We start from the raw sequence: 12,934 nt of genomic DNA, 5'->3' as shown, positions 1-12,934 counted from the left end.
CGGCATTTCGTCCGGCATCAGCCGCGGAAAATCAACGCCGCTCCACCAGCGATCAAAGCAAAGCCCATCGCGTGGTTCCAGGTGATGCCTTCCTTGAGGTAGAACACCGAGAAGATGACGAAGACGGAAAGCGTGACCACTTCCTGTATCGTTTTCAGCTCGGCTGCCGAATAAACCTCGTGGCCGATGCGGTTGGCCGGCACCGCCAGCCAGTATTCGAAGAACGCGATCAGCCAGCTAAAAATGACCGCCGCATAGAGTGGGGCCGCCTTGAACTTGAGATGCCCGTACCACGCGAAGGTCATGAACACGTTGGATGCGATGAGCATCAAAACGGGAAAAACCTTGGGCGAAAGCAGTGAAGCCATGGGGAAATACCGGATGTGGAGGGGAGGAAGGCGCGCTATATCCGCCTCTCCTAATGTCATGTCAACCATAACAACCACGCCGCGAATATCGAGGCAGTGACGTTGCCGCCAAATGCGCTATCATCAGTGCGGGGGAGGCAACCAGGAGCACGCTCGTGCAGCAGCGGCGCGACAAAGAATGGGACCTGTCCATCGGACCGGACACGGTACGTTTGTTCATACTCAAGGCCAAGGCGATCAGCGCCGGCGTCAACGAGGACTATGAGGACGGCGCCGAGCACGAGATCGAATATGACGGCGGCACCCGCGACAATCATCATCACGACGGGCTCGCCGAGGAGGAGGAAGAAAACCTCACCGAAAAAGAGCTGCACGAGCTGATCAGCGATCTCAATGTCGATGAGGCGGCCGAACTCGTGGCGCTGGCCTGGCTCGGGCGCGGCGACTACGACGCATCGGAGTGGCAGGACGCCGTCGCCGAAGCGCGGGCGCGCAGCAACCGGCGCACCGCCAAATACCTGCTTGGCATGCCGATGCTGGGCAACTGGCTCGAAGAAGGTCTGGACGCGCTGGGGGCCTGACCTGCCCTTTTCGACCGTCCGATGACACCGGCGTCACCGAAAGTGATGCGATCTGCCCGGCCTTCCAGGCAACCGGTCAGGGGTGCTTGCCGTTGACGGCGATGCATTTCAGCAGACTTCACCACCCATCGCTGTTTTTGATCCTCGCTTTGGCGACCTTGCCACAGCTAGCCTACGCCCGCCCGAAAGCGATCGACCTGCCCGACCGAGGTCCGGTGCCCCAATTCGCGCCGGCTCCCGCCGTGCCCGTGTCTTCGCCTGCCGCCAAGCCTTCTGAGCAAGCCTCGATCCCCATTCCGCAGGCCCGCCCCGATTTGCCCAAGGCTCCCGACAAGGGATTCATCGGTCCTCCTGCACCAAAAATGCTGCCCGACCAGCGCTCGAATGCTCCTCGGCCAGCCGCCATGCCCATCGAAGAGACAGCCTGCCGCACGCGCCTGAAGGTACTCGGAGCGCAGTTCGAAGAGTTTGTGGCACAAAGCGATGCAAAGGGCTGCGCCCTGCCCTTTCCCCTCAAGCTGAAGCGGCTGTCGCGCTCGATCGACATCGAGCCCGACGCGGTCATCAACTGCGCCACCGCAGAAGCAGCCTCTCGCTTTGCGACCGATGTGATAGAACCAGCCGCAAAGACCGCATTCGGCGAAGATCTGACAACGATCGACCAAGCCTCAGCCTATGTCTGCCGGCCGCGCAATGGCACCAGAAAGCTGTCCGAACATGCCTTCGGCAATGCGCTCGACATTGCCCGCTTCACCCTTTCCAAGGGCACCGCCATCGAAGTCGAACCGGCACCACCCGAAAAGAACGCGAAGTTCCTGGCTTCAATCCGCAAGGCTGCCTGCGGTCCGTTCAAGACGGTGCTCGGCCCCGGCAGCGATGCCGACCATTCGCTGCACTTCCACCTCGACCTCGCGCCTCGGCGCAATGGCGGCACCTTTTGCCAATGACGCCCCATTTCCGCCGCAGCCGTAAATGGGGCTGCTGATCTTTCCTTTACCCTTGCCAGCTAGACTCTAGCCCTACCGGGACAGGAGCCTCGCATGGCCGCAGATTCGCGCGCCGCCATCGCAACCACCACATCGCTGCGCCGCATCTCGCGCCAGCGCGCCCTGCTGCTCGCCACGACGCTGGTGATCGCAGGCCTCGGCGTGAGTTCCTGCACCACCGGCGACGTATTCGCGCTCCAGCCGGCCGTTGATGTCGGCTCGCAGACAGCCTCCTTGCCCGTGGTCGAGGTCGCGCCGCAATCAGCGCCTGTTGCCATGGCTGCAGCGCCGCAGCCCGACATGACGATGATGGCCACCGCGCCCCAGGCTATCGAGCCGACGCTCGACGCCCAGGCCGAAGCGATACCTCAAATCACCACCGCAGCACCGCCACCCGTCCAGACCGCAGCCCTGGTTCCGGCGCGCGGGCTGCAGACATTGGTGCCATCCAATCCCTACATGGTCGCTTATCCCAAGCTCGACGATCCCTCCAACAAGCCGCAGACAGCACCAATGCGGCCCGCCGTCATGCCTGCCGACGAGGTCGACTGCCGCGCCGACTTGAAGAAGCTCGATGTGCAATATCGCGACCTGCCGCCGATCAGCGACGGCGCGGCCTGCGGCATCGACTACCCGGTCAAGGTCTCGGCCATCGGTTCGGTACAGATGAAGCCCGCCGCGACCGTCACCTGCGCCATGGCGGCGAGCTTCGCTGCCTGGACCAAGCGCGACCTGGTGCCGGCAGCCCGCCTGCGCTACTTCTCCGGCGTCAAGACCATCCACCAGGGCTCGAGCTATTCCTGCCGCAAGATCGCCGGCTCGCGCACCTTGTCGGAACACGGCAAGGGCAACGCGCTCGACATCATGCGCATCGAACTCAACAGCGGCCGCGACATCGACGTGAAGAAGCCCGGCCTGTTTGCCTTCCGCACCCGAGGCTTCCTCAACACCATTCGCGCCGACGGCTGCAGCTATTTCAACACGGTGCTCGGCCCCGGCTACAATTACGACCATCGCAACCACTTCCATTTCGACATCAAGCAGCGCCGAAACGGCTATCGCGCCTGCCGCTAGTCTCGATAGCCTGCCGATAGGGCATAACCAACCCAGGGTTTGCCCCTTCATCGAATTCGCGATAAAAAGTCGGTTCAATCCATTTGCGACGGCTGCATCCGATGGCGGGGAAACTGCGTAGACAGGCGACCCTGTGGTTTGCGGCCCTTTGTGCGGCCTATCTTGGGCTTGCCTATTTCGCCGCGCCGGAATTCTGGTCCTTCCACATCCTGCGCGACGACCTCAAGCCTGCCGCCCTGATGACGACCACCCCTGATGGCATTCCCGGCGACCCCATCAATATCAGCCTGGTGGGCACGGAAGAAGATGTCATCGAGGCCTTCGCTGCAGCGCATTGGGACCGCGCAACCGGCCTTTCCGTGAAATCCGACATCAAGATCGGCGAAAGCGTGCTGCTTGACCGCCCTGACGTCAACGCCCCTGTTTCAACGCTGCTGTTTGACGGTCGCCGCGAGGACCTCGCCTTCGAAAAGCCGGTTGGCAAAAGTGCTGACCAGCGTCACCACGTCCGCCTCTGGGTGACATTTAGGCCGGGTACTGACGGCCGGCCGACCTGGTACGGTTCGGCGAGCTTCGATCGCGGCGTCGGTCTCAGCCACGACACCGGCCAGATCACGCACCACATCGCACCCGACATCGACGCCGAACGCGATTCGCTGATCCACGATCTGACCGCTGCCGGACAAACCGAGTCGGTCACAATGATTCCCGGCATCGGCTTCACAAGCGCTGGCCGCAACGGCGGCGGCGATCCCTATTTCACCGACGGCAAGGTCCAGATGGCTGTCCTGGTGCCCCACAAGTAGCGCCGCCGTCCAAACAGGACTGCCAAACTGTATTTTCGCTACCGTCCTTTCGAAGGGGCGGAAGGAATGCTATGCAGCGACCATCATGTTATATGCTGAAATCGGTATCGTGGTCGTCCTCATCTGTGTGAACGGCCTTCTGGCAATGTCCGAGCTTGCCATCGTTTCTTCCCGCCCGGCGCGCCTCAAGGCGATGATCGACCGCAACGTCAAGGGTGCCGGCCGCGCGCTTGAATTGGGTGCCAACCCGGGCAAATTCCTGTCGTCGGTGCAGATTGGCATCACGCTGGTCGGTGTGCTGTCAGGCGCCTTTTCCGGCGCAACGCTTGGCCAGCGGCTGAGCGGGCTTCTCGGCGAATACGGCATGCGCGCCGGTCTCGCCGATGCATTTGGCGTCGGCATCGTCGTCGCCATCATCACCTATGCCTCGCTGATCATCGGCGAACTGGTGCCCAAGCAGATCGCCCTGCGCGACCCCGAAGGCGTCGCCTCGCGCGTCGCCCCCGCAATGTCGCTGCTCGCCAAGGTCGCGCTGCCGCTGGTCTGGCTGCTCGACATTTCCGGCCGTTCGGTGCTGTGGCTGCTTGGCCAGCGCGGCGAAAGCGAAGAAAAGGTCACCGACGAGGAGATCAAGATGCTGGTCGCCGAGGCCGAGCATCACGGCACCATCGAATCCGACGAGCGGCGCATGATCGCCGGCGTCATGCGCCTGGGCGACCGCGCCGTGCGCGCCGTCATGACCCCGCGCACCGAGGTCGACTGGATCAATCTCCAGGCAGACGAGGCCGTGACCCGCAAGCTTTTGATGGAAACCCAGCATTCGCGCCTGCCGGCAGGCGAAGGTTCGGTCGACGCCATGGTTGGCGTCGTCCAGACGCGCGAACTGCTCGCCTCGCTGCTTGCTGGCCGCGCCTTCGACCCGCGCAAGCATGTGCGCACCGCCCCCATCGTCCACGATCAGGCCGATGCGCTCGACGTGCTCGCAACGCTCAAGCAATCCGATGTGCCGATGGCGCTGGTCCATGACGAATACGGCCATTTCGAAGGCGTCGTTTCGCCAGCCGACATTCTCGAAGCCATCACCGGCGTATTCCGTTCCGACCTCGACGAAGACGATGTCGACAACGCCGTCCAGCGCGAGGACGGGTCTTGGTTGCTCGCCGGCTACATGCAGGCCGACGAAATGGCCGACCAGCTCAACATCGACCTGCCGGAAAACCGCGACTACGAGACCGTCGCCGGTTATGTGCTGTCGCACATGCACCACCTGCCCGCGACCGGCGAATGCGTCGACGCACAGGGCTGGCGCTTCGAGGTCGTCGACCTCGACGGCCGCCGCATCGACAAGGTTTTGGCTTCCCGCCTGCCCGGCAGCCAGCGCGAGCCGGTAAGGTAAGGTATTCGCTCAGATACGTCTGGACCTATGCAGTCACGGCTGCATAGGTGCCTTCGTCATCCTCGGGTCGAAGCGCTAGCGTTAGCGAGTGCGGATATCCCGGGGATCCATGCCGTGACCGGGCAACTGCTCTCAAATCGCCCGGCCCACAGGCATGAAAAAGGGCGGCTCGAGGCCGCCCTGAAATTCCTTGGGAGAAAATTCGCTGCTCAGGCAGCCTTGGCTTCTTCGGCAAGCACGTCCGCTTCACGCGCGATCTTCAGCGCCTTGGCCCACCAGGTGATCTCTTCGACCAGCCCGTTGGCCGCCTGGTTGAGGTGTTCGAAGTCGGAGAGCTTCTTTTCGCCCTGGCGAACCGCCAGGAAGTCGGCCCAGACGATGTGGACGGCGGCCTTTGTCGGCGCCATCTGAAGTTCCACCGCATGCATGCGCAGCTGCTCGACGGCACGCGCGCCACCGACACCACCATAGCCGACGAAGCCAGCGGGCTTCTTGTTCCACTCCTTGGCGGCATAATCGAGCGCGTTCTTCAGCACGGCGGTCGGGCCATGATTGTATTCGGCGGCGGTGAAGATGAAGCCGTCGAACTCGGCGACCTTCTTTTGCCAGCGCTGGGCGACGTCGTTCTGGGACGGCACCCAGGCGGACGAGGCCACTTCGTCGAAGAAGGGCAGCGGGAAATCTCTGAGGTCGACGATTTCGACCTCGATATCGCCGTGGGATTTTGCGATCTTGGCAATCCACTCGACCGGCGTGTCTGCAAAGCGTGCGGCGCGCGTCGAGCCAACGACGATGGCAATCTTGGGTTTGGACATGGCAGGAACCTTTCGGGCGTGAGTATCGAAGCGATACTGGTAACTAATGGATACCGACGCTATATAGGTGACTGAAAAACACCTGCACAAGGAGGCACTTTTTTGATACCGAGGCACCCGCACCGCACCGAGGATTGCCGTGCCGTCAGCGATATTTTGCAGCGTGTCGGCGACAAATGGACCGTGCTCGTCGTCGGCAAGCTCGGCGATGGACCGATGCGCTTCAACGAGTTGCGCCATGGCATCGGTGGCATTTCGCAAAAGATGCTGACCACCACGCTGCGCGGGCTCGAGCGTGACGGCTTCGTCACCCGCACCGTGTTTCCCACAATCCCGCCGCGCGTCGATTATGAACTGACCGATCTCGGCCGCGAGCTGCTCGTTCCCGTCAACGCGCTTGGCGAATGGGCGCGACTCAACCAGCGCCGCGTCGCCGAGGCACGGACGAAGTTCGACGCTGCGGCTGAGTAAGAGGCCGACATTAGGTGCACATGGCGTTGCCCCAGCGCAGTTTTATGGCTGGTTTTGCGCAACAGGGTAACGGTCGGAGACTGGGCGAACACTTAGACTGCTCATCAGGCGTCTGCCTGAACCGTCTATGGCTTCCTTGATGTCACGGCATGGATTCCCGACACTCTCCGCTCGCGCTGCTCGCTCACGAGGTCGGGAATGACGGAGCGCAGGGCCTGTTCCTTGGTGGGAATTTTCGGCCAACCCAAAATCCTCATGGTGAACCTGTCGAACCATCGGATTTTGGGTCAGCTGCACGAAGCGCCTCCCATGGTGCTCTTGTGGTTCGACAGGCTCTCTATGAGGGCTACTGGGAGCGTCCCGCGAGTCATCGACGTTGGAGACTATAGAAAACACCCCTGCGTTCCGTCATTCCCGACCTCGTGAGCGAGTGAAACGAGCGGAGAGTGTCGGGAATCCATGCCGCGACTGTGACGAAACCAGATTCGGCCCAGGAAACGGCGTCGAGGCGCATCGCCATGGGCCGTCAAGGCCACATGTTCCCATGATGACGTGCGAGTCGCAGCGGAAGCGGCTAGGCAGCGCGCCCCACTCTACTCCGCAGGCACAGCCTTCGGCTTGCCCTCGCCATCCAGCGCCACCATCACGAAATCGGCGTGGGTTACCTTCTCCATCAGGTCGGAGAGGTAGCGCTGCGCCCAGGCCTCGACCTTGAGCGTCATCGAGGTGCGGCCGACGCGCTCGACATGGGTGTAGATGCACAGCGTGTCGCCGATCTTCATCGGCTTGGCGAAGGCCATTTCCTTGACCGCCGCCGTCACCACGCGGCCACGGGCACGCTCGGCGGCACGGATGCCGCAGGCAAGGTCCATCTGCGCCATCACCCAGCCGCCGAAGATGTCGCCGGCCGCGTTAGCGTCCGATGGCATGGCCAGCGTCCTGAGTGTCAGTTCGCCGTGCGGCCGGCCGTCCGCATACTGCACCATCGCCTTGCTCCCAGGATTCGAATCTAGCTCAACCCGTATCGTCCGGGCCGCGCGGGCGTCAACACCGCTTGGCCTGTCAAAAGCCGTCGCATATTTCACAGGCCATGCCGTAACCTCCGGTGATGCTCGCCTGGGGCAGCGCTAGTCTTGCCCGACATCAAATGCCATCCGGGCGGCCAGCATTTCCATGCAGACTTACGATTTCATTGTTGTCGGCTCTGGCTCTGCCGGTTCTGTCGTTGCCGAGCGCCTTTCCGCCAGCGGCCGCCACTCCGTGCTGGTGCTCGAGGCAGGTGGCAGCGACCGCCGTTTTTTCGTCCAGATGCCGCTCGGCTACGGCAAGACCTTTTATGATCCAGCGGTGAACTGGAACTATGCCGCCGAGCCAGATCCGGGTCTCGCCGGCAATGCCGATCACTGGCCACGCGGCAAGATCCTGGGCGGATCGAGCTCGATCAACGCCATGGTCTGGATCAGGGGTGCGGCCGAGGATTTCGATGCCTGGCGCGACGCCGGCAATCCCGGCTGGGGCTTTGACGACCTGCTGCCCGCCTTCAAGGCGATCGAAGACAATGAAGCCGGCGGCAACGCACTGCGCGGCAGTGGCGGTCCGATCCACGTCACCGACAACAGGAAGAAGGTTCATCCCCTTACCCACCGCTTCCTCGCGGCGAGCCAAAGGGCCGGTCTCGCGCTGAATCAAGACTTCAACGGTTGCTCTCAAGAGGGTGTCGGCGTTTATCAAATCACCACCAGGGGTGGCCGCCGCATGTCCGCCGCCCGCGCCTTCCTGCGTCCCGCAATGAAGCGGACCAATGTCAGGGTCGAGACCAACGCGCTGGCGACAAAAGTCCTGATCGAAGGCAACCGCGCGGTCGGCGTCGAATATCTGCAAGGCGGCAAGAAGTTCACCGCCCGCGCCGGCCGCGAGATCATCCTCTCCGGTGGCTCGATCAACTCGCCGCAACTGCTGCAGCTGTCGGGCGTCGGGCCAAAAACCCTTCTTGGCGAGCTTGGCATCCCGATCGTCCATGCCGCCGAGCAGGTCGGCCGCAATCTGCAGGACCACCAGGGTATCAACTACACCTGGAAGGCCAAGGTGCCGACGCTCAACCAGATCCTGCGCCCCTGGTGGGGCAAGCTTCTGGTCGGCATGCAATATCTCGCTTTGCGCACCGGCCCGCTGTCGATGAGCATGAACCAGGGCGGCGGCTTCTTCCGCTCCGACCCCACCCGCGCGCGGCCCAACATGCAGCTCTATTTCCAGGTCTTTTCCACCGTCCTGCCCAAATCAGGCGAGCGCCCGATCCTGTCGCCCGACCCCTTCCCCGGCTTTTCCATCGGCCTGTCCAACTGCCGGCCCTCGAGCCGAGGCGAGATCATGATCCGCTCGGCTAATCCGACCGTTCATCCCCGCATCACCGTCAACGCCTATTCGACCGAGACCGACGTCTCGGAGATGCTCGACGCGGTCAAATTCCTGCGCAAGCTGGCTTCGATGCCGGAGATAGCCGACGTCATCGCCGAAGAGGTTTTACCAGGCCCCTCAATCACTTCCGACCCGGACTTGATTCAGGATTTCCGCAAGCGCTCCGGCACGGTTTACCACCCTGTCTCAACCTGCCGCATGGGGCCGGACCCGCGCAACTCGGTCGTCGACCCGCGCCTGCGCGTGCATGGCCTTTCAGGCCTGCGCGTCATCGACGCCTCGATCTTCCCCGACAACATCACCGGTAACACCAACGCCGCGTCGATCATGACCGGCTGGAAAGGCGCTGAGATGGTGCTGGAGGATGTGGGTGACTAGTTTCGAGCGTTCGCGCAGCGCCTGACGTCAAAGAGATTACGCTACCGGGAGGAAGCCAGATGAAAATCACCGACGTCAAAACCTTCGTGGTCAACAACCCGCCGCCCGGCATCGGCGGCAAGTACTTCATCTTCGTCAAGCTCACCACCGATGGCGGCGTCGTCGGTTATGGCGAGGCCTACAACGCCACCTTCTCCGCCCATGTCACGGCGCGGATGATCGAGGACATGGCCGAGCGATATCTGCTGGGACAGGACCCGCACGATATCGAGAACCTGTTTCGCCGCTGCTATTCCTCCGGCTTCACCCAGCGGCCCGACGTATCGGCCATGGGCTGCTTCTCGGCGCTGGAAATGGCCTGCTGGGACATCATCGGCAAGGAGGCCAACAAGCCAGTCTACAAGCTGCTCGGCGGCCAGGTGCACGAGACGCTGCGCTCCTACACCTATCTCTACCCGCATTCCGGCAGCGTCCACACCGAGGACGTAGCACCCAAGAACGTCTACAACGACCCTGACATGGCCGCTGAATGCGCAGCGCTTTATGTGAGCCAGGGCTTCAACGCGGTGAAGCTGGACCCCGCCGGCCCCTACACCGCCTTTGACGGCCATCAGCCGCGACTGATCGACATCGACCTGTCGGCGCGCATGATGAAGGCGATCCGCGCGGCCGTCGGCACCCGCGCCGACATATTGTTCGGCACCCACGGCCAATTCACCGCCTCAGGCGCGCTGCGCATGGCGCGCGCCATCGAACCCTATGATCCCTTGTGGTTCGAGGAGCCGGTGCCGCCTGACATGCCCGAGGTGATGGCCGAGGTCGCGCGCGGCACCTCGATCCCCATCGCCACCGGCGAGCGGCTGACGACAAAATTCGAATTCGCTCGCGTCATCGAAAACCGCGCCGCCGCCATCCTGCAGCCCGACCTTGGCCGTTCGGGCGGCATCCTCGAGACCAAGAAGATCGCCGCCATGGCCGAGGCCTACCACATCCAGGTAGCACCCCACTGCTATTGCGGACCGATCGTCGGCGCCGCCAACATCCAGCTCGCGGTCACCTTGCCCAACTTCCTCATCCTTGAATCGCTCAGGCAATGGGACGGCTTCCACGCCACGCTTTTGAAGAAAAAGATCGAATGGCAAGATGGCCACGTCATCCCCTCGAAAGAGCCTGGCCTCGGTGTCGAACTCGACGAAGCAGTGTGCGAGGCCAATCCCTATGACGGTTCCCATCTGCACCTGCAGATGGCGCAAACGCCGCTGATGCCATGACAAAACCCTTCGCCTACGCCTTTATCGGCCTCGGCCATCTCGGCGCCAATCTGGCAACCAGCCTGCTGCGTAACGGCTTTTCGGTCACCGTCTTCGATCGCGACCCGGCCGCCGTCGCCCGCCTTGTCGCGCTCGGCGCCACCGCAGCTATCAGCCCTGCCGACGCAGGAGCCCGCGCTGGCAACGCCATCACCTGCCTGCCCTCGCCCAGGGTCAGCGAAACTGTGCTGGCAGGTGTGGACGGGCTGCTTGCCGGCCTGCCCAAGGGCGCCACCTGGATCGAAATGTCGACCAATGGCCGCGATGACATTCTGCGTCTTGCCGACCTTGCCGCTGAAAGCGGCGTCTATACGCTCGAATGCCCTGTTACCGGCGGCGTTCATCTCGCAGCTTCAGGAAACATCACCGCGCTGGTCGGCGGCGACCCGACCCTTTACGCGCGCCACCGCACAGCCATCGAGGCGATGTGCGCGCGCTCGTTCCTGATGGGGTCGATCGGCTCGGCGGCGGTGATCAAGGTGATCACCAACATGCTGGCTTTCATCCATCTTGTCGCCGCCGGCGAGGCGCTGATGCTCGCCAGGAAAGGCGGGCTCGACCTCGCCCAAGCCTACCACGCGATCGCTGCCTCTTCCGGCAACAGCTTCGTGCATGAGACCGAAAGCCAGCTCGTGCTCAATGGGTCCTACGACATCGGCTTCACCATGGATCTGGCGCTGAAAGACCTCGGCTTCGCGCTCGGCATGGCCAGCGAACTCGGCGTGCCCCTCGATCTCGCATCGCGCGTCACGGCGATCTTCGAGCAGGGAAAGGCAAACTATGGCGGCGACGCCTGGTCGACGATGATCGTCAAGCTCCTGGAAGACGCCACCCAAACCGACCTGCGCGCACCGGGTTTTCCGGCAAAGCTTTGACATGGCGGACGCCGGCCTTTGACATGCTGCTTCACGAGAGGGAAAGCTGCCGCACGATTCGTCTGAGGATTTGTTTTGAGAGCGAGCCTGAAGACCAAGATACTGGACGTCTGCGAGCGCAAGATCGCCACCAAGGGCCCCGATGTCGGGCTGTCATTCTACGCGTTCTTCGCCAACAGGAACGACGATCCTGAGCTTTTGATGGAAGCCGCCGAATGGTGGATCCGTACCCACAAGCTCGACCATTTCGAAAAGGCGACGAAAATCCAGACCATGGTCAGGGCGATGGGTGCCTAACCAGACTGCAAGAACCTGCCCTATGAATTTGCCCCTCACCCTTACCCTCTCCCCGCAAATAACGGGGAGAGGGAGGCGTCGGCGTTGCCGCTTGTCCCTTCTCCCCGTCATTACGGGGAGAAGGTGCCGGCAGGCGGATGAGGGGCAGCTCTATGAAATCAGTCACATACACTGACTTCCCGACTCATTATCCCAACCGCCTGACTCAGCACCTCACCTTCAACACCTTCGGCAACATTTCGAAGGTGGCGGGTATATGTCCTGGCGACTCCCCGTCTATGTCGGCCAGTGCGGCATTGGCGAGCGGATCGCCGATCGGCTCTACCATCACCTTGCGGCCGCGCAGGATGGTGATCGCGGGATGATCGCGGTGGCGGCCGCCATAAAGCAGCCGGATGTCAAAGATCAGCTTGAACTTGCTCGCCGCGCGCAAAATGACGATGTCGAACAGCCCGTCGTCGGGAACGGCGTCGGGCGCGATCATCATGCCGCCGCCGAAGAACCTTTCATTGGCAACAGCAACCAGCGCCACCTTGGCCTCGATCGGCGCGCCATCGTCGACGGTGATGCGCACCTCCTGGAAACGGTAGCGCACGAACTCCGTCACCGTGCGCCAGAAAAACAGCGCCTTGGCCGAAACGCGCCCCTTTCGCCGGTCGGCGTTCACCGCCCGCACCGTCGCACCCGACATGCCGAGGCTTGCGATGTTGACAAAATGCCGGCTCGCCAGCCGGCCATGATCGTCGATGAAAGAAATGCGACCGGCGTCGATGATCCGGTCCTTGCCTTCGGCAATGCGCGCGATCGCAGCCTTCACCTCGAGCGGAATGCCCATGCCCCGGGCGAAGTCCGAGCCCGTTCCGCACGGTAGCACGCCGAGCACCGCCGCGCCCCCGGTCTCGGCCTGCATCTGCAAGGTCCCGTCGGCGACTTCGCTGATCGTACCATCGCCTCCGGCGGCAACCACCAGCCCACAGCCGAGCGCCACGAGATCGCGCGCGATCGTCGCACCATCGCCAGGCTCTTCGGTCTCGCGGAACTCGACATCGCCGAAGCGTTCGGAAAGTGCAGCTGCAACTTCCGTCCAATGCGTGCCGAGCCTGCCGCCACCGGCCACCGGATTCCTGACGACGCCGATCTTCACGAAACAAAACCCTCCCCG

At 62.8% G+C, this 12,934-nt stretch carries 14 protein-coding genes; 10 read left to right on the top strand and 4 right to left on the bottom strand.

Translation table 11 applies throughout. The features are described 5' to 3' along the window. Positions 1–17: 17 nt before the first annotated feature. Positions 18–368 (bottom strand): DMT family protein, encoded by a 351-nt coding sequence (locus tag AC1DLV_RS22200; protein WP_476802224.1) that lies wholly within the window; start codon positions 366–368, stop codon positions 18–20. A gap of 155 nt (positions 369–523) precedes the next feature. Here AC1DLV_RS22200 and AC1DLV_RS22195 point away from each other — a divergent pair, with 155 nt between their 5' ends. The 5 genes from AC1DLV_RS22195 (at position 524) to AC1DLV_RS22175 (ending at position 5,211) form a co-directional block, all read left to right on the top strand. Next, the gene (locus tag AC1DLV_RS22195; RefSeq protein WP_476802223.1) at positions 524–949 is read left to right on the top strand and encodes a DUF3775 domain-containing protein; all 426 of its coding nucleotides are present in this window, start codon (positions 524–526) and stop codon (positions 947–949) included. Between the two features lie 101 nt (positions 950–1,050). Continuing rightward, positions 1,051–1,896 (top strand): extensin-like domain-containing protein, encoded by an 846-nt coding sequence (locus tag AC1DLV_RS22190; protein WP_476802297.1) that lies wholly within the window; start codon positions 1,051–1,053, stop codon positions 1,894–1,896. A 93-nt stretch (positions 1,897–1,989) separates the two neighbouring features. Further along, complete coding sequence (locus AC1DLV_RS22185) at positions 1,990–3,009, top strand: extensin-like domain-containing protein (protein WP_476802222.1); 1,020 nt, start codon at positions 1,990–1,992, stop codon at positions 3,007–3,009. A gap of 101 nt (positions 3,010–3,110) precedes the next feature. Continuing rightward, positions 3,111–3,815 (top strand): LssY C-terminal domain-containing protein, encoded by a 705-nt coding sequence (locus AC1DLV_RS22180; RefSeq protein ID WP_476802221.1) that lies wholly within the window; start codon positions 3,111–3,113, stop codon positions 3,813–3,815. Positions 3,816–3,900: 85 nt separating this feature from the next. Beyond that, on the top strand, positions 3,901–5,211 hold the full coding sequence (locus AC1DLV_RS22175; protein WP_476802220.1) for a hemolysin family protein: 1,311 nt from the start codon (positions 3,901–3,903) through the stop codon (positions 5,209–5,211). Positions 5,212–5,420: 209 nt separating this feature from the next. Here AC1DLV_RS22175 and AC1DLV_RS22170 read toward each other — a convergent pair whose 3' ends face one another. Beyond that, the gene (locus AC1DLV_RS22170) at positions 5,421–6,026 is read right to left on the bottom strand and encodes an NADPH-dependent FMN reductase (RefSeq protein ID WP_476802219.1); all 606 of its coding nucleotides are present in this window, start codon (positions 6,024–6,026) and stop codon (positions 5,421–5,423) included. A 102-nt stretch (positions 6,027–6,128) separates the two neighbouring features. On the opposite strand from AC1DLV_RS22170, the gene AC1DLV_RS22165 reads away from it, so the two are divergent. Continuing rightward, positions 6,129–6,497, top strand: a complete 369-nt coding sequence (locus AC1DLV_RS22165) for a winged helix-turn-helix transcriptional regulator (RefSeq protein WP_476802218.1) — start codon at positions 6,129–6,131, stop codon at positions 6,495–6,497. Between the two features lie 593 nt (positions 6,498–7,090). Here the strand turns inward: AC1DLV_RS22165 and AC1DLV_RS22160 are convergent. Beyond that, positions 7,091–7,483, bottom strand: a complete 393-nt coding sequence (locus tag AC1DLV_RS22160) for an acyl-CoA thioesterase (protein WP_476802217.1) — start codon at positions 7,481–7,483, stop codon at positions 7,091–7,093. A gap of 187 nt (positions 7,484–7,670) precedes the next feature. Here AC1DLV_RS22160 and AC1DLV_RS22155 point away from each other — a divergent pair, with 187 nt between their 5' ends. The 4 genes from AC1DLV_RS22155 to AC1DLV_RS22140 all read left to right on the top strand — a co-directional run bounded on the left by AC1DLV_RS22155 (position 7,671) and on the right by AC1DLV_RS22140 (position 11,772). Beyond that, positions 7,671–9,290, top strand: a complete 1,620-nt coding sequence (locus AC1DLV_RS22155) for a GMC family oxidoreductase (protein ID WP_476802216.1) — start codon at positions 7,671–7,673, stop codon at positions 9,288–9,290. Positions 9,291–9,349: 59 nt separating this feature from the next. Continuing rightward, complete coding sequence (locus AC1DLV_RS22150; protein ID WP_476802215.1) at positions 9,350–10,561, top strand: mandelate racemase/muconate lactonizing enzyme family protein; 1,212 nt, start codon at positions 9,350–9,352, stop codon at positions 10,559–10,561. Beyond that, entirely contained in the window at positions 10,558–11,475 is a 918-nt protein-coding gene (locus tag AC1DLV_RS22145) for an NAD(P)-dependent oxidoreductase (RefSeq protein ID WP_476802214.1), read from the top strand. The genes AC1DLV_RS22150 and AC1DLV_RS22145 overlap by 4 nt, the downstream gene beginning before the upstream one ends. A 75-nt stretch (positions 11,476–11,550) precedes the next feature. Further along, a complete protein-coding gene (locus AC1DLV_RS22140) occupies positions 11,551–11,772 on the top strand; it encodes a DUF6500 family protein (protein WP_476802213.1) in 222 nt (73 codons plus the stop codon). A 205-nt stretch (positions 11,773–11,977) separates the two neighbouring features. Here the strand turns inward: AC1DLV_RS22140 and AC1DLV_RS22135 are convergent, their stop codons facing one another. Then, a complete protein-coding gene (locus AC1DLV_RS22135; RefSeq protein WP_476802212.1) occupies positions 11,978–12,916 on the bottom strand; it encodes a diacylglycerol/lipid kinase family protein in 939 nt (312 codons plus the stop codon). Between the last annotated feature and the right edge of the window lie 18 nt (positions 12,917–12,934).

The sequence above is a fragment of the Aminobacter sp. 01T433 genome, assembly GCF_056398585.1.
Note: the sequence above shows the minus strand (reverse complement) of the source record. Positions and strands in the feature narration are given on the sequence as shown.